The organism is Pseudomonas sp. CM25 (assembly GCF_013179705.1).
Taxonomy (GTDB): Bacteria; Pseudomonadota; Gammaproteobacteria; order Pseudomonadales; family Pseudomonadaceae; genus Aquipseudomonas.
Genome location: NZ_JABMCW010000008.1, coordinates 13,525 through 29,396, shown reverse-complemented (window position 1 = coordinate 29,396; position 15,872 = coordinate 13,525). Strand labels below are relative to the sequence as shown.

The 15,872-nt window shown below is 58.9% G+C and carries 13 protein-coding genes; 12 read left to right on the top strand and 1 reads right to left on the bottom strand.

Features of this window, described 5'->3' with window-relative positions:
• The first annotated feature begins 2 nt into the window (after positions 1-2).
• From HP546_RS01825 to HP546_RS01770, 12 genes are all read left to right on the top strand, one after another.
• Positions 3-404: a TIGR03750 family conjugal transfer protein gene (locus HP546_RS01825; RefSeq protein WP_172219064.1), complete on the top strand. Its 402-nt coding sequence runs from the start codon at positions 3-5 to the stop codon at positions 402-404.
• Positions 401-1,042 carry a PFL_4703 family integrating conjugative element protein gene (locus HP546_RS01820; protein WP_172219062.1) on the top strand — a complete coding sequence of 214 codons (642 nt, stop codon included), beginning with the start codon at positions 401-403 and terminating at the stop codon, positions 1,040-1,042. The genes HP546_RS01825 and HP546_RS01820 overlap by 4 nt, the downstream gene beginning before the upstream one ends.
• Positions 1,039-1,845: a TIGR03749 family integrating conjugative element protein gene (locus HP546_RS01815; RefSeq protein ID WP_172219060.1), complete on the top strand. Its 807-nt coding sequence runs from the start codon at positions 1,039-1,041 to the stop codon at positions 1,843-1,845. The genes HP546_RS01820 and HP546_RS01815 overlap by 4 nt, the downstream gene beginning before the upstream one ends.
• Complete coding sequence (locus HP546_RS01810) at positions 1,835-3,343, top strand: TIGR03752 family integrating conjugative element protein (RefSeq protein WP_172219058.1); 1,509 nt, start codon at positions 1,835-1,837, stop codon at positions 3,341-3,343. Before HP546_RS01815 ends, HP546_RS01810 begins: the two co-directional genes overlap by 11 nt.
• On the top strand, positions 3,306-3,758 hold the full coding sequence (locus HP546_RS01805) for a TIGR03751 family conjugal transfer lipoprotein (protein WP_172219056.1): 453 nt from the start codon (positions 3,306-3,308) through the stop codon (positions 3,756-3,758). Before HP546_RS01810 ends, HP546_RS01805 begins: the two co-directional genes overlap by 38 nt.
• Entirely contained in the window at positions 3,758-6,499 is a 2,742-nt protein-coding gene (locus tag HP546_RS01800) for a conjugative transfer ATPase (protein WP_172219054.1), read from the top strand. The genes HP546_RS01805 and HP546_RS01800 overlap by 1 nt, the downstream gene beginning before the upstream one ends.
• A 265-nt stretch (positions 6,500-6,764) precedes the next feature.
• Positions 6,765-7,595, top strand: coding sequence for a Hachiman antiphage defense system protein HamA (locus HP546_RS01795; RefSeq protein WP_172219052.1), 831 nt, complete (start codon positions 6,765-6,767; stop codon positions 7,593-7,595).
• Positions 7,561-10,725 carry a DEAD/DEAH box helicase gene (locus HP546_RS01790; protein WP_218584417.1) on the top strand — a complete coding sequence of 1,055 codons (3,165 nt, stop codon included), beginning with the start codon at positions 7,561-7,563 and terminating at the stop codon, positions 10,723-10,725. Before HP546_RS01795 ends, HP546_RS01790 begins: the two co-directional genes overlap by 35 nt.
• Before the next feature lie 376 nt (positions 10,726-11,101).
• Positions 11,102-12,079: a TIGR03756 family integrating conjugative element protein gene (locus HP546_RS01785; protein ID WP_172219050.1), complete on the top strand. Its 978-nt coding sequence runs from the start codon at positions 11,102-11,104 to the stop codon at positions 12,077-12,079.
• Positions 12,079-13,434: an integrating conjugative element protein gene (locus HP546_RS01780; protein ID WP_172219048.1), complete on the top strand. Its 1,356-nt coding sequence runs from the start codon at positions 12,079-12,081 to the stop codon at positions 13,432-13,434. The genes HP546_RS01785 and HP546_RS01780 overlap by 1 nt, the downstream gene beginning before the upstream one ends.
• On the top strand, positions 13,431-13,736 hold the full coding sequence (locus tag HP546_RS01775; protein WP_172219046.1) for a hypothetical protein: 306 nt from the start codon (positions 13,431-13,433) through the stop codon (positions 13,734-13,736). The genes HP546_RS01780 and HP546_RS01775 overlap by 4 nt, the downstream gene beginning before the upstream one ends.
• Positions 13,737-13,745: 9 nt before the next feature.
• A complete protein-coding gene (locus tag HP546_RS01770; RefSeq protein WP_172219044.1) occupies positions 13,746-15,284 on the top strand; it encodes a conjugal transfer protein TraG N-terminal domain-containing protein in 1,539 nt (512 codons plus the stop codon).
• 4 nt (positions 15,285-15,288) lie between these two features.
• On the opposite strand, the gene HP546_RS01765 is transcribed toward HP546_RS01770, so the two are convergent.
• The gene (locus tag HP546_RS01765; protein WP_172219042.1) at positions 15,289-15,645 is read right to left on the bottom strand and encodes a hypothetical protein; all 357 of its coding nucleotides are present in this window, start codon (positions 15,643-15,645) and stop codon (positions 15,289-15,291) included.
• Between the last annotated feature and the right edge of the window lie 227 nt (positions 15,646-15,872).

Sequence of the window (15,872 nt, the reverse complement as noted above, 5' to 3'; positions counted from 1 at the left end):
CCATGTCCGAAGCCCCTACCACCCTGCCTGACGGCACGCTGACCTTCCTCCCAGAGCGCCTCAATCGTGACCCGGCCGTCTTACGCGGACTCACCAACGATGAGATGTGGGTCGCGATGATCGTGGGCGCCGGCCTGGGTGTGATCCTCGGTGCACCGCTGGCGGTGGCCACCGCCTCCATCGCCACCCTCCCCACCTGTATGTTCATCTGCATGGCGCTGGTGTTGCTGGGCGGTGGCAAGCTGATGCGCCGAGCCAAGCGCGCCCGCCCCGAAACCTGGCTATACCGACGTCTGCAGTGGCATCTGGCAGTGCACTGGGGTGTCGGTACTCATCAGTTGATCCTGCACTCGGGGCCTTGGACAGTGCGCCGCACGCGTCGACATGCGAGGGTCACACCATGAGCCGCTTCCGCAACAAGGTGGATGCGCAGCAGGCGCATATCTTCAGCCTGCGTCTGGCCGTGTCGATTCTGGCACTGCTGTGCTGCGGGCTCTGGTACGGCTGGCAGTCCGCACCCTCCGAGCTCACCATTCACGTGCCGCCCGATCTGCGCTCGGGCAGTACACGCAAATGGTGGGATGTCCCCCCGGAAAACATCTACGCCTTCGCGCTGTATATCTTCGGCCAGCTCAACCGCTGGCCAACCGACGGCGAGGTCGATTACCACCGCGCCATCTTTGCCCTGCAGCCCTACCTGACACCGGCGTGCAAAACCTTCTTCGACGGCGACTTCGAGTATCGCAAGGCTGCCGGCGAACTGCGAGGCAGGGTGCGCGGCGTTTATGAGGTGCTGGGCCGCGGCTACAGCGACGACCCCGACCTGCGGGTGAAGCAGTTGGATAAGCACAGCTGGCTGGTAAAGCTCGACCTCAACGCCGACGAGTACTACGCCGCCGAGCCGGTGAAGCGCGTGGTGGTGCGTTATCCGCTGCGCGTGGTGCGCTTCGACGTCGACCCCGAGCACAACAAGTGGGGCCTGGCCCTGGACTGCTACGAAGGCACGCCGCAAAAGCTGACGCTGCCTGGAGGTGCGGGATGATGCGTGTCTTGATCATGATGCTGGCGGTAGCCGCAGGCTGGTGTTCTGCAGTCGGTGCGGTCGAGGTCAAATACTGGGATCGCCTGCCGTTGGCCGTTCCACTTACGGTGGGCCAGGAGCGCGTCCTGATGCTGGATGAGGATGTCCGCGTGGGGGTGCCGGGCACGATCGCCGGCAAGCTGCGTGTGCAGTCCGTCAGTGGCACCGTGTATCTGCGCGCCGCGGAAGCCCTTCCCCCTACCCGGTTGCAACTGCAGTCGGTGAAGTCAGGCGACATCATCCTGATTGACATCGAAGCGCTTGAAGGCAGCGAGGCACTGGAGCCGGTCAAGATCGTGGCCCAGGCTCCGGTACCGGACGTGGAAGCTGCGAAGCAGGCGACACCAGCAGCGACGCCGATACCGGTGGTGCTCACCCGCTATGCGGCGCAGAACCTCTATGCGCCACTGCGTACCGTGGCGCCCCTACCCGGTGTGCGGCGGATGCCGCTGAGCGACTCCATCGCGTTCAGCACCTTGCTGCCCACCGGACGGGTTTCGATCAAGGCACTCGCAGCCTGGCGGCTGGGCGATTACTGGGTGACGGCGGTAAAGATCGTAAACCGCGGCCCCGGCAAGGTCGCGCTCGACCCGCGTCACCTGCAGGCCACGCTGTTCGCCGCAACCTTCCAGCACGCGGACCTCGGTCTCGCCGGCACGCCTGAGGACACCACCGTGGCCTACCTCGTCACCCGTGGCGGCGACCTGAAGCACGCGCTGCTATTGCCCCCGCCAAAACCGGAGGCTGCCGATCATGAAATCTAACGGCTTGCTGAAATGGTTGGTACCCGGAGTCCTGCTGGGCATCGTGCTGATCATCGTCAAATCCTGGGTGGCAACGCCAGACGGCGAGCCTACTCACGATCCGGACAAGGCCACGCTAACTGCCGAACAGGCCAAGGCCTTGGGCATTGCAGGCGACACCCCGCGCGACACCGTGGCCACGCTGATCGGCCAGGTCAAAGCGATGCGCAGCGAGATGCAGACGCTGAAGAAAGGCAACGATGCGCTGCAGATCGAGAACAACCGGCTTCGCACGCGCGAAGGCAACATCGACACGCGCATCCAGAGCACACTTAGCAGTGTCACTCAACAGGTCACCGAGCAGCGCCAGCAGGCCAACGATGCCAGGCAGAAGGCCGAGCAGCAGCACCGCGAGACTCAAGGGCTACTTTCCAGGCTCAAGGACCAGCTCACCGGCAAGCCAGCCGCAAAGTCGGATGTTCCTGCGGGCTTCGGTCTTGAGCCGGGAGACGAGCAGCAGTTTGCAGGCCCTCAGGCACCGGCAGATGCGGTGCAGTGGATCGAACCATCGAATGTACGCGCCGGTCAGGAAGACACTGGCAAAGCCGACGGTCCGCTGTCGTCGCTGACCTCGAAGTTCAAGGACCTGCACGGTCTGGACAACAACGCCATCGACCGTGGCCAGGACCGCTTGCGTGCCGTCGCGAAAGGCGAACGTGACCTGGGGAACGCCCAGAGCCGTACCGAAGGCACCAGGCCCGTCTACACCATCCCCGAGAACTCGACGTTGATCGGCTCGATAGCGATGACCGCACTTATTGGCCGAGTACCGGTGGACGGCACGGTGAACGATCCCTATCCGTTCAAGGTGCTGGTGGGGCCGGACAACCTCACTGCCAACGGCATCGACCTGCCGGACGTGGTCGGCGCGGTCATGAGCGGCACCGCCGCCGGCGACTGGACGCTCTCCTGCGTGCGCGGCCAGGTCGAGTCGATCACCTTTGTCTTCAGCGACGGTACTGTCCGCACGGTGCCGCAGCCGCAGAAGGTCGTCAGCCGCAATCGCAGCAGCAACCAGACCTCGGACACCGAGAAGATCCGTGGTGGCCTGGGCTACATCTCCGACCCTTATGGCATTCCCTGCATTTCCGGGGAGCGCCGCTCCAACGCCCAGCAATACCTGGGCAGCCAGAGCCTGATCACCGCGGCCGGCGCCGGCTTTGCCGCAGCCCTGGGCAGCGAGCAGACCAACACCTCGTTCATCAATTCGTCCAGCGGCAGCCTGGGTTTGACCCAGAACAGTGGCAACAGCGCGCTGAACTCGGTGATCAGCGGTGGCATTGGCGATATCCGTGAGTGGATCAACAAGCTTTACGGCGAAGCCTTCGCCGCCATCTACGTGCCCCCCGGGGCGGAAGTGGCCCTGCACCTGGACCAAGAAATCAGCATCGACTACGAACCCAAAGGCCGGAGAGTGAACCATGAAAGCCCATCCGTCTCGGTACTGGATCTGGATTAGCCTGCTGCTCGGCCTGCACCTGGCCGGCTGCTCCACCAGCAAGGAAGAAATGCTGCCCCACGGTGATCACACCATGCTAGATATCTGGAACGGCGGCGGCTCGGTCGGTACTCAGCAACAGCTGCTGGAGGCGCGTGGCGAACTGCGTCGCCCGGTGCTGGAGGCGCGTGGCGAACTGCGTCGCCCGGTGCTGGATCCCGAGCGCCTGATCAACGACCAGAGCGCCTACACGCGCACGGCTGCCAACGAGATCCGTGCCCAGTTCCCGCGTCTGCCCAATCCAGACCTGGTCATGTACGTCTACCCGCATCTGGCCGGTACCCAACAGACGCCGGTGCCAGGCTACTCGACCGTATTTCCGTTGTACGAGAAGGTCCAGTACGCGCTGCCCGGCGAGCGCCTGGACGATCTGTGATGGCCGATGACGCCAGTCGCGACCCGCCATACTGGAAGCCTTGGCGTGCAGCACAGCGTCGGCGCGCCACGCTGGCCGATGAAGTCGCCCAGTACGCACACAACCCCAGCTTTGCCGACCACCTGCCCTGGGTCGAATACCTCGAAGATGAGCAGTGCTTTTTGCTCGATGACAACCGTTCTGTGGGTGCCGTATTCGAGCTGCAACCGATCGGCACGGAGGGTCGCGAGCCCGAATGGCTGATGGCCGCACGCGACGCCCTGGAAGATGCGCTGCAGGACAGCTTCGACGAGTTCGACCAAGCGCCCTGGGTGGTGCAGTTCTTCTGCCAGGACGACAGTGACTTCGCCCCGTACCTTGAGCGCCTGGAGCGCTATATCGCGCCGCGCGCGCGAGGTACGCCGTTCACCGAGGCCTTCCTCGCATCGATGGAGCGTCACCTTGAAGCCGTCGGCAAACCGGGTGGGCTGTTCGACGACCATGTGGTGTCTCACCTGCCGTGGCGCGGCAGCAACCGGCGGATTCGCCTGGTGGTCTACCGCTGGCTCGGGGATCAGGCCGACGATGATGGGCAGAACCCAGTCCAGCTGTTGAGCCGCACCTGCGATCGTCTGGTGGCCTCGCTGCAGGCCTGCGGGGTCAGCCCTCGGCGGCTGACCGGGCGCGACTTCTACGCCTGGTTGCTGCCTTGGTTCAACCCCGCTCCTGCCCTCACCGGCGAATCCCCCGCCGCGTTCTATCGACGTGTGCCTTATCCGGAAGGAGATGACGGCGAGGAGCTACCGCTGCCGTTCGACCACGATTTCGCCGAGAGGCTGTTCTTCCAAGAGCCGCGCTCCGACAGCGAGCAAGGTCTGTGGTACTTCGATCAGCAGCCACACGCCGTGATGGTGGTCGACAAGCTGCGCAGGCCACCGCATATCGGCCAACTGACCGGCGAAACGCGCAAGGGCGAAGCCTTGAACGCCTTGTTTGATCAATTGCCCGAGCAGGCGGTGATGAGCCTGACTTTGGTGATCACGCCCCAGGATGTGCTCGAGGAGCAGCTCAACCGCCTGGCGCGCAAAGCCATCGGCGAGAACCTTGCTTCGACCCAGACCCGTCAGGACGTGGAAGAAGCGCGGGCGTTGATCGGTCGCCAGCACAAGCTGTACCGCGGCACGTTGGCGCTGTACCTGCGCGGTGCCGATGAGCAGCAGCTGCGCCAACGTTCGGTCCAGGCCGCTAACGTCCTGCTCGGCGCCGGCGTGCAGCCGGTGCGCGAGGGCGATGAAGTGGCCGCCTGCAACAGCTATCTGCGCTGGTTGCCGATGGTCTACAACCCGGCGCGGGACACGCGCAACTGGTACACCCGGCTGCTGTTTGCGCAGCACGTCGCCAACCTGCTGCCGCTCTGGGGGCGCAGCATCGGTACCGGCAACCCAGGCATCACCTTCTTCAACCGAGGTGGCGCGCCGCTGTCGTTCGATCCGCTGTCACGCTTCGATCGCTCGATGAATGGTCATCTGCTGTTGTTTGGCCCGACCGGCGCCGGCAAGTCGGCCACCCTGGTTTCAATCCTGATGCAGGTCATGGCCGTGTACCGGCCGCGGCTGTTTATCGTCGAAGCGGGCAACTCTTTTGGCCTGCAGGGCGACTACTTCGCCACCCTCGGACTTTCCGTCAACAAGGTTCAGCTCAAACCGGGCAGTGATGTGAGCCTGGCGCCATTCGCCCATGCCCGGCGTCTGATCGAACATCCGGACCAGGTCGCCAGCTTGTCGACCGAAGACCTGGATGAGGCCGCGCCGGACGGTGACGAGCAGCGCGATGTCCTGGGCGAGCTGGAGATCACCGCGCGACTGATGATCACCGGCGGCGAAGCCAAGGAAGAAGCGCGCCTGACCCGGGCAGACCGTAGCCTGATCCGCGAGTGCATCCTCGATGCCGCCCGGCACTGCGCGACGACTGAGCAGCAGGTTCTGACCCGCCATGTGCGCGATGCCCTGCGTAAGGTCGCCAGCGACACCCACCTGCCTGACAAACGCCGCGAGCGCTCGCAGGAGATGGCCGAGTCGATCGACCTGTTCTGCCAGGGTTTCGAAGGTGTCTTGTTCGACCGACCCGGCACGCCCTGGCCGGAGAGCGACGTGACGATAGTCGACCTCGCCACGTACGCTCGTGAGGGTTACGAGGCGCAGATGTCCATCAGCTACATCAGCCTGATGAACACGGTGAACAACATCGCCGAGCGCGATCAGTACCTGGGGCGACCGATCATCATGGTCACCGACGAAGGCCACATCATCACCAAGAACCCGCTGCTGGCGCCCTTTGTGGTCAAGGGCACGAAAATGTGGCGCAAGCTCGGCGCCTGGTTCTGGCTGGCAACGCAGAACATGGCCGACTTGCCCGATGCGGCGCAGACCATGCTCAACATGATCGAGTGGTGGATCTGCTTGAATATGCCGCCAGCAGAAATCGAGGAGATCGCCCGCTTCAAGAAACTCACGCCGGCGCAGAAAGCGCTGCTGCTTTCCGCGAGCAAGGCCTCGGGCAAATACACCGAGGGCGTGGTCCTTTCGAAGAACCTTGAGACGCTGTTCCGCGCAGTGCCGCCGAGCCTGTACCTCGCTTTGGCCATGACCGAGCCCGAGGAGAAAGCCCAGCGCTGGCGATTGATGGAAGAACATCAGCAGTCCGAACTGGAGGCCGGCCTGCAGATTGCGGCAGAAATCGATCGCCTGCGCGGCATGCCGTGAGCATCGCAGTTAGAGAAGTGCAAGATTGCAGCGTACAGTCTAGAGCGAGTATCGACGAACAGCAGCGATCGGCCAACGAAGCCGCCATTTCCGAAGCGCGGGAACTGACCAGAAGTAGCAGCACGGATAAGGCCACCTTATTATTCTTGTCAGAATGCAGGGATTGAGTTTAATCTGCCCACAAACCCCTGCTTTTTCAGTACCGTAATATCATAACTCTCATCCTATGGATGGATATAGTTCTCAAGAATGAGCGGAGTACTAGATGTCTGCATCGCCTCCATATGCAGCTTGGTTAAAAAAATCAAGACATAAAGTTACAACATCTGATGGCGTCTCGGTTAAAGTTTTTGAGCTTCGAATAAAGCTTAGTTCAACTCCAACTCTGAGCGCTTGGGCGAAAGTTTTTCGTGAGCATTACTGCCTTGACGCGCAGATAGACCGACTCCGACGAGGCACCGGTAAGTCTCGCGCTGAATACCTAACTGACATGGTGTTTCCAGACAAATCGCACGACTTCGGGCCAGCGACACGCTCCGGAGATTTTGCAGAAATCCTCATTGCCGACCTTCTTGAAAGTCAGTTTGGATTCTGGGCACCTAGGACACGTTATGACGACAAGCTTGTTCGTAACGAGTCACCGAAAGGCACAGATGTACTTGCATTTAAATTTTATGAATCAGGTCCTTTAAACCCCTCCCGCAAAGACGTTTTGGTTTCTTTTGAGTCGAAAGCGCAACTTAGCGGCAAGAAAGCGCTGCCACGCCTGCAAGATGCAGTAAACGACTCGGTTAAAGATGTCTATCGAATCTCTGAATCTTTAAACGCTATCAAACGGCGCCTAATTAACCGAGGTGATGAGGACGGCGCTGACCGTGTTGAGCGCTTCCAGGAGGGTTTAGAAATTCCCTACATCCGTAAAACAGGCGCTGCCGCAGTGCTCTGCTCAAGTATTTACGACTCAACCTATATTTCTGAGACGACAGATTGTGCAGGTCACGAGAATATAAATAACCTCATGCTCATCGTCGTTCACGCCAAGACATTAATGGCGTTCGTGCATGCTCTCTATGAAAGGGCCGCAAATGAAGCCTAATAATCGAGCCCGTTTTGCTGCTGCTATTACTCATTCAAAGGGCAAGATGTACGAATATGGGATTCGCGCGGAAGACCATCTCGAGCTCCCGAAAGATCTCAATCTTGAAATGCAGTTTCCTTTGGCTATTGGAACACTGGGAGACTTCGCTTCCGAAACAGTGGGCCGCGCTACTGGGGCGGCAGATGCCGGCGAAACTCCCGACGATGAGGTTGTCTTTGCAGCTCAAGTGCTACAAGCTTTTGATGAGTCCTTGTTGAATCAGAGTATTTCTTTCAATTTACGTCTACTGTCCGCAGCTGGTTTCTACCTTGGGAATGTCCCCGGTAATGCCGCAGTGCAGATATCTCGGTTACGCCAACTCTCAGATTCTGAGGGCACCCCGTTAGCTAGGGCGGTGAGTGTCGCCCTCGACAAACCATGGAGCGGATCGCGGGCGGTAGAACTTGAACACGCGAGATCTCTTCTCCTTGCGCTTGAGCGGCACTACATGACAGGAAAGGGTGGTGGCACAATCTTAAGCGAAATTAGAGATTTGCGACGTTGGGCGTACACGTCGGCCACAGCCCATGAGTTGTTAATGTCTGATTTATTGGGTGCTGCGGCGGTGACTCGAGTCAGTAATTCCGCGTGGACGTTGCTGCCTCAATACAGTGATCTGACTCGGAGGGCCTGGACACCTTACCTATCTCGGACGTTGTCTATTAAGGAGATGTGGCCTTCTCAGCGAATGCTAGGGGAAGCAGGCCTATATAGGGGACAGTCTGGCGTTGTTCAGATGCCAACCAGCACCGGGAAGTCTCGGGCAACAGAACTGCTAATTCGATCAGCCTTCCTTTCATCCCGGACAAAACTGGCATTAGTAATTGCTCCATTTCGAGCACTTTGCCAAGAAATTGCGAGCGATCTAGATAAAGCCTTCAAGGATGATGATTATAGTGTAAATCAGGTCAGCGATGCATTGCAGCCAGATATTGATCTCGACATTTTTGGATTGAAAATTGAAACGAAGCCGCATGTCGTAGTTTTGACACCCGAGAAGCTGCTTTTCTTGCTAAGGCAAGAGCCAGATATAATTTTGAATGCGGGCTTGGTGGTCTATGATGAAGGTCATCAATTCGATACCGGCACTCGCGGGGTGACTTACGAATTATTGCTGACTTCCATCAAAAGGATGCTGTCGGAAGACTCGCAAAGCGTATTGATCTCAGCAGTGATACAGAATGCTTCCGCTGTAGCCAAATGGCTTCTGGAGGATCAGTCCAAGGTAGTGGCTGATAACTCAGTGCAATCGAGGCGTCTAGTCGCCTTTGCGAGCATCCCTAAAGATGTCACGAATGGGCAGCTGCAGTTTAACGTCCTATCGGAAAGCGAACAGAGCTTTTTTGTACCTCGCGTGATCGTTACCGAAAAAATGCCTCGCCTAAAGGGTGAGAGAAAAGATAGGTTTTTCCCCACTAAGGAAAGCGGCTCTATTGCGTTATATCTCGCGTTATTGCTTCTAAGGAATGGGGGTGTCGCTATCTATGCGGGAAAAAAAGCGTCCGCTTCAAAAATTGTAAAGGAAGCAGTCGAGGACACTTTTCTCCGTGGGGTCTCCCTTCCTTCCCCACTAGAGCACTGCGATCCAGATGAAATCCGTCGATTCGTTCGACTATATACTGATAACTTCGGCGAAAGCGCATACCTAACAAAGGCAGCTGCGATAGGTATTTTTGCTCATCATGGTAATACCCCTCAAGGGGTGCGCCTCGCTATAGAGCATGCTATGAGACAACGCTTGATCCGTCTGATCGTCTGTACCTCCACTCTTGCTCAAGGAGTAAATCTACCCATCCGATATCTACTTGTCACAAGTGCAATGGTTGGGCGTGAGTCCATTCGAGTTCGAGATTTCCATAACCTCATGGGACGAGCGGGACGAGCAGGCATGTATGGTGAGGGCACAGTAATCTTCACAGATCACCGTCTGTACGATGAACGAACCACTCAGACGTACCGCTGGCAGGATACAGTGAATCTGATAAAGCCAGATACTGCGGAGCCCACAGGAAGCACATTGCTTTCTCTATTCGATCCTATGACGAACGATTCAGGCAGAAAATACATAACTTCACCGAGTCCATCTGAGATCGCTACCCAGATCGTCGATAATTGGGAGGGCTTGTGGACCGCCGTAGGAAATATTTCTGAGGCGCTCGTTCAAAACGGATATTCGGTTGCCTCCCTTCGTGCACAACTGGAGGATAAAAAGAAAATCATTGAAGCCGTAGAAAGCTTTTTGATGACCTATCGAAGTGATGTGGACTCAGAGACGTTTGTGGCAAACGCAAAAGTTCTTGCGAGTGAGACGCTGGCCTATTCCCTTGCCACTCCAGATCAGCAGGTGCTGCTGTCAGGTATTTTTGAATCTGTAGCACGTAGGATTGAAAGGCTTGTGCCGGAAACGACAACTCAACATCGCTTTGGCCGCACCCTTTTGGGAATTGATCACGCGTTGGCGATTGACGCTTGGGTTCGAACCAATGAGTCATCTCTGGAGCATGTCTCGTCGGCAACCGAGCTATTTGAAAAAATTTGGCCATTACTGGTTTCGCTTTCGACTGAGAAGCGGCTTCATGACACCATACCAAATACAGCAATAGGTGGACTAGCTACTGGATGGATCGAGGGGCACTCTTTTGCAGCTCTTCAACAACAACTTCATGACTTAGGGGCGAAGTACCCTCACGGCGCAAATTCTAGGTCATTCGACCTCGATCTAATCGTAGATATTTGCGAACAGACATTCGGCTTTGAATTTGCCTTGCTCCTTGCTGCTCTCAAAGAGGCCTTCTTAGCTCTGGCTGATGAGGAGGTTGGAAATGAATTTAGATGGCATGCCGATCTTCTTCAGAAGCGCTTGAAATACGGGCTTCCTAGCGAAGAGTCAATCTCGTATTACGAAGCAGGGTTTTCTGAGCGAGTAATAGCGCAGCGCATGGCTTTAACGCTGGTAGATCGTGTGGACTCGATCCATGAAGCCCGAAATTTGATACGTGACTATCAAGGACACTTTGAAGTTGTCCTCGAAGATTACCCCTCCTATTTTGGAGAAATCTTACAACGAATTATTACACCGCGGGCGTAGCTCTCACTTACTAACATATCAGCCACAGACACCTGTTTATGGCCAATAGCTGCCCTTTGCGAAGGGCAGCCTCATGCCGTTAACTGCCAAGCGTAATCAGCTCATTATCCGAATCATTAACCACCTGTAGAATTCAACGCTATATCAGAGGCCCGACGCGCCGGGGAATGTTGTGTTCGAAGGTATTACGCCCAATAGCCCCAAAGGAATACATCTAAACCCCCTTCAATATTCTGCCTAGTTAGTAGCCTTTACCAGTCTTCAAAAGAAACCGATTATCCCGGGCTCGGTTTGTCCGACCTTCTCCTGCCTCGGATCCGGGATGCTGAAGCTTGGCGCATGGACGCACACTGCTGCCACCTGTCGAGCGTTGCCCATGAACGTCACTACCTTCACCCGAAGCAAAGCGCCGAAATCCAGAAAGGCTCGCCGTGGCCGTGCCTTCACCGCCGCTGCTCTGCTGGTGGCCGCCGAGCAGTGTCTGGCATTGACCACGCCAACCCTTATCGCCTCCGTCTCTTCGCTGCGGTGTCTGGAGTATCGGGTCGTCGGGATCTGCTACTGGTTGCTCTGTACACCTTTCGGCTGCACGGTGCGGACCTCACCGAAGATCCGTCACTTCATTCCCGAGCTCGTCGTATCGAGCTATGCCGACCCCGGCGCCAATCCTTGGAGCGAAATGTCGGCGCTGTCGACGCCGACGCCGGCGTCGCAAGGGGGTGGCAACCTGATCACGCCTTCGCCGCAGCGCGATAACCTGCCCAGGTTCAAGAATGTCGACGGCATTGGCCATCCCGGCGGGGCAGCCCTCACAGCTCTCGCGCATACATTCGGTTATGCGTGCCCAAGCGGAGCCGTACCGTTTTCGCCCTACTACCTCAGCACGCTCGACCCGCTGGCGTGGCGCCAGGCGATCCCCGAGTCCGTCTACCCACAGGCACTGGTCCCGGGGATGCGCGAGATCGGCAACCAGGCTCTCGGGGACATGTGGGGCAGCGTGTATCCGCGCCATGGTTTTCTGGTGCAGCCCGATGATTTCAAGGCAGCTGCCGTGATGGCCCAGCGCGCCAGCGACTTCATCACCCGCGTCGGCCAGCCGCACGTTTATCTACCACTGCAGCCGATGCCGGCTCCCGGCTATTGGCCGCCGCAGCCGGTGATGGAGAACAAGGTCAACAACCACCGCTGGCAGTTGCTGGTCCCGGTCATCCAGAACACCTGCGCCATCTTCCCCAGCCCAACGATCCAGAGCGCCGACGGCGCCTATGCCTGGTCGCTGTGGCGGCCCTACCGTTGCTGCCAGCGCATGGGTCAGACGTTTCTGTTCAGCATCGACTTTGATGGAGGCCAATGATGAAAAACCTCGCGCTCGGGTTGGTTTGCCTCCTCATGTGTGCCGCAGGCCATGCCGTAGAGAACGGCTACCACCTCGGTGACCAGGCCCCGGTCCTGGTTGACCGCGTGATGTACACCATTGGCGGCGGTTCGGCAGCGGGAGCGCCCTCCTCGCTCTACCGTCCCAATGGCCTTGGCGTGGGCATGTCGTGGCGGGCCAACATGATGTGCGGAAACATGAACCTCTCGAATACGCTGCAGAACCAACTCAATGGCGCCACCCAGGGCTTCCAGCAGATCATGGGCAACGTCATTCAGAACGCCACGCAGGCGGTGATGTCGTTGCCGGCGATGATCATCCAGCGCGCCAACCCCGGGCTGTATGAGCTGCTGAGTAATGGCGTGCTGCAGGGACGCATCGACTTCGATCGTTCCAAGCTCACCTGCCAGGCGATGGCGACGAAAATGGCCGACAAAGTCGACCAGGCCGGGTGGGGCGCGCTGGCTCAGAATCAGGAAATGCAGCACAACCTCGAGCAGTCCGGCGGCGATGCCGTAATGGCGGTGAAGGATACCGAGTCGAACAACGGCAACAACGGCGTCAGCTGGGTCGGTGGGCAGAAAGCCGGCGGCAACGGCCAGCAGCCCATCCGGGTGACCTCGGATGTGGTCAAGGCCGGCTACAACCTGCTGTACAACCGGTCCGTCGAGGACACCTCGGCCGTCGGGTCGGCTTGCCAGAATGGCGCCATCTGCCAAGCCTGGTCGAGCCCCGAGGAGGCCTCTGAATGGGCGACACGGGTGCTCGGTGAAACCGAGGTGGAAACCTGCGATGACTGCGAGACGCTGCGTGTAACCGCCGGTACGGGCCTGTCGCCGTTGATCCAGGAAACCTACACGGAACACCTGGAAGGCCTGCAGCGCATGGTCTCGGACGCCGACCAGCCTACCCCAGAGAACCTCAGCAAGGTCTCCAGCCCCTTGCTGCAGGTCTCGCGCGGCGTCATTGAGGGGCTGCGCGATGACCCTGATCAGAACCTGCTGGCCCGGCGTCTGGCCAGTGAGACCGCACTGTCCAGCGTGATCTACAAGGCGATGCTGCTGCAGCGCACGCTGTTCGCCGGCAGCCACGAACCGAACGTAGCGTCGGCGCAGCCGGCCACTACCGCCCTCAACAGCAACGTCGAAACACTGGAGCGCGAGATCCGCCTGCTGCAAACCGAGCTGCAGGTACGCCAGTCGCTGGCCACCAATACAGCCAGCCTGGTCCTTGATCGCCACGCCGGCGGTGCCGACGCCTCGCGCAGCATCGATCAGCGCGACCCGGTGCCGGACCGACTGCGCCGGGCTGAACAGGAGAGGAACACGCCATGACCACGTCATCTATGAGATGCCTGATCGTCCACGCGCTGCTGATCTTCGGCTTCATGCTGGCCATATTGCTGATTGCCTGGATGGCGCTGCAATTGCCCGCCACCCAACTGGATTGGCTCGCACCAACGCGGGCGACTGCCGCCTACTTCGCGTGGTGGCGCACCCTGCTGTACACCCTGATCTTCACCGGTTGGGCCGCAGCGTTGCGCATGCGGCCTGCGCCTGTGGACCAGCAACGGCTAAAGCGTCTGGGGTTGATCGGCTTCAGCTCGATCATCCTGGTCGAACTGTCTCGCGTGTGAGGTGCGGCCATGAACATGAGCACCAACAGCTACCTTGAGTACTACCTGTCGCTGCTGGCCTGGATCATCAACAACGGCATCTGGAACACGCTGGCGGATACCGGGCTGTTCGCCGCCCCCTTCGGTGCAATCATCCTGCAGGAGTGGCTGTCGGCCCGCCAACAGGGAGCCGACGAGGGAAACAAGGGCCTGCTGTCGATCCCTCGCGTCGAGAACCGGTTGTGGATGAGCTACGTGGTCATTCTGTTCGGCTGCATGCCGTTCTTCCCGCTGAACCTGTCCTCCGTGACTTTCGACGATGCCGCGAGCAAGCGCTGTGGGGTCTCAATGGCCAGGCCCGCCGACACGGCCTGGGCCACGACTTTCAACACCATCGGCGAGAAGTCAGCGAACGTGCCGGTGTGGTGGTTCCTCGTGCATGCCATGAGCAAAGGCATCACCGCCGCTGCCACCGCGGCGATTCCCTGCGCGCCCGACATCCGAGCGATGCGCATGGAGATCGACAGTTCGCGGATCAACGACCAGGTGCTGCTACAGGAAGTCGCCGACTTCACCCGGGACTGCTACGGTTTTTCGCGCTCGCGGCTGTTCACAAATCGCCCCGAGCTGGACGAGTCGCAGAGCTACGACGCCTCCTGGATTGGCTCGACGTACCTGCTCAACACACCGGGCTACTACGATACCGACCGCTCGCGAATGCCCAGGGTCGATTGGCCATACGACGAGACCCGGGACACCTCTCTGCCTCAGCTCGACAACGGCGCCGGCTACCCCACCTGCAAGCAGTGGTGGAGCGATGGAACGATCGGGCTACGCGATCGCCTGGTCGCCGAGGTTGACCCATCGCTGCTTACGCAGTTGCGGGGTTGGCTGACCGGGCGCACATCTACGGAGGTCGAAGACGCTACCTTGCGCGAACTGGTGAGCCCACGGCAGCAATCATTGAGCATGGCACCTGGGCAGGTGTTCCAGGACTACGGCAGCAGTGCCCGCGGCGGTTCGCTGACGCAAGGGCTCAACAACCTGGCCACCAACACAGGCCTTGCGCTGGGCTCGTTCAGCAACTTCCCGGCAATGAATGCGCTGCGCGCGGCATTGCCGATGGTCCAGGCCTTCTTGATCATGGGCACGATCATCAGCCTCCCGCTGGTGCTGCTGATCAGCACCTACCAGCTCAAGACGCTCATGACGATCACGTTCGCGTTATTCACGCTGCACATGCTGACATTCTGGTGGGAGCTCGCGCGCTGGATCGACTCGAGCATGCTGGAAACGCTGTACAACCAAGTATCGGCCACAGACCATGCGCTATTGTCGTTGCCAACAGCAGGATTCATGGATGGAACAGTCACCGCACAGGTGATCGAGTACGTGATGGGTGCAATGTTCGTAGTGCTGCCGATGTTTTTCCTCGGCGTCATGAGTTGGGCGGGATACAACGTGGGCAGCGGTATGCAAACGCTCCTCACCCGGGGAACAGAAGGTGCTCAGGTACAAGCAGAGAAGGGATCTTCACAGGTCATGTCCGGTGCCAGCAGACTGAAGTAACCAATCACCTGGGGGCCCCGTTATCGTCGTACATTTCTGGGAATCTAAGATGATGTCGAGGGTGGCTCATTTCATGGATCCGGGGCTCTCTCTCAGTACTGATTGGCAGCGCGGCAATGGTCCATAAAGCAAGCATCCCGAGCGCGAGAGATATCGCAACTGAAGCAACGACGAGCATCAGGATCAACTTAACTACCTGAAAGCCAATTTTGCGATATTTGAACGGCACGGCGGCCAAAACGCTGGAGTTCAAAACCTTGGATTCAAATCTGTTCACCACTCGACCAGCACCAACCGCAGCGCGAATAAGATGCTTGCCGATCCCGGTGCTGCCAGAAGCCGAGGATGCTTGAGTCGACATTTGATTGCCTCCCTTACCTATCACCGCGCACGCGGTCCAGCCGCTACCGCAAATTTGGATCCAAGCTTTAGCTTACTCCTCTGTCGCTGAATTCCATGACCGTTGATCACTTAGACAACGCGGATTATCGCCGGTGGCGCTCATTGGATAGGGAACATTGCCTTCGCCGAAAAGCGCCGTTGACGCAGTGCCGGTTCGCTTGGTAAACCAAGTGTGCAATCGCTGGT

What these genes read in the sequence shown, in the direction of transcription:
- HP546_RS01810 (WP_172219058.1), top strand. Translation starts at nt 1,835, where the DNA reads ATGAAATCTAACGGCTTGCTGAAATGGTTGGTACCCGGAGTCCTGCTG.
- HP546_RS01780 (WP_172219048.1), top strand. Translation starts at nt 12,079, where the DNA reads ATGAAAAACCTCGCGCTCGGGTTGGTTTGCCTCCTCATGTGTGCCGCA.
- HP546_RS01820 (WP_172219062.1), top strand. Translation starts at nt 401, where the DNA reads ATGAGCCGCTTCCGCAACAAGGTGGATGCGCAGCAGGCGCATATCTTC.
- HP546_RS01775 (WP_172219046.1), top strand. Translation starts at nt 13,431, where the DNA reads ATGACCACGTCATCTATGAGATGCCTGATCGTCCACGCGCTGCTGATC.
- HP546_RS01765 (WP_172219042.1), bottom strand. Translation starts at nt 15,645, where the DNA reads ATGTCGACTCAAGCATCCTCGGCTTCTGGCAGCACCGGGATCGGCAAG.
- HP546_RS01805 (WP_172219056.1), top strand. Translation starts at nt 3,306, where the DNA reads ATGAAAGCCCATCCGTCTCGGTACTGGATCTGGATTAGCCTGCTGCTC.
- HP546_RS01790 (WP_218584417.1), top strand. Translation starts at nt 7,561, where the DNA reads ATGCTCTCTATGAAAGGGCCGCAAATGAAGCCTAATAATCGAGCCCGT.
- HP546_RS01825 (WP_172219064.1), top strand. Translation starts at nt 3, where the DNA reads ATGTCCGAAGCCCCTACCACCCTGCCTGACGGCACGCTGACCTTCCTC.
- HP546_RS01815 (WP_172219060.1), top strand. Translation starts at nt 1,039, where the DNA reads ATGATGCGTGTCTTGATCATGATGCTGGCGGTAGCCGCAGGCTGGTGT.
- HP546_RS01770 (WP_172219044.1), top strand. Translation starts at nt 13,746, where the DNA reads ATGAACATGAGCACCAACAGCTACCTTGAGTACTACCTGTCGCTGCTG.
- HP546_RS01800 (WP_172219054.1), top strand. Translation starts at nt 3,758, where the DNA reads ATGGCCGATGACGCCAGTCGCGACCCGCCATACTGGAAGCCTTGGCGT.
- HP546_RS01785 (WP_172219050.1), top strand. Translation starts at nt 11,102, where the DNA reads ATGAACGTCACTACCTTCACCCGAAGCAAAGCGCCGAAATCCAGAAAG.
- HP546_RS01795 (WP_172219052.1), top strand. Translation starts at nt 6,765, where the DNA reads ATGTCTGCATCGCCTCCATATGCAGCTTGGTTAAAAAAATCAAGACAT.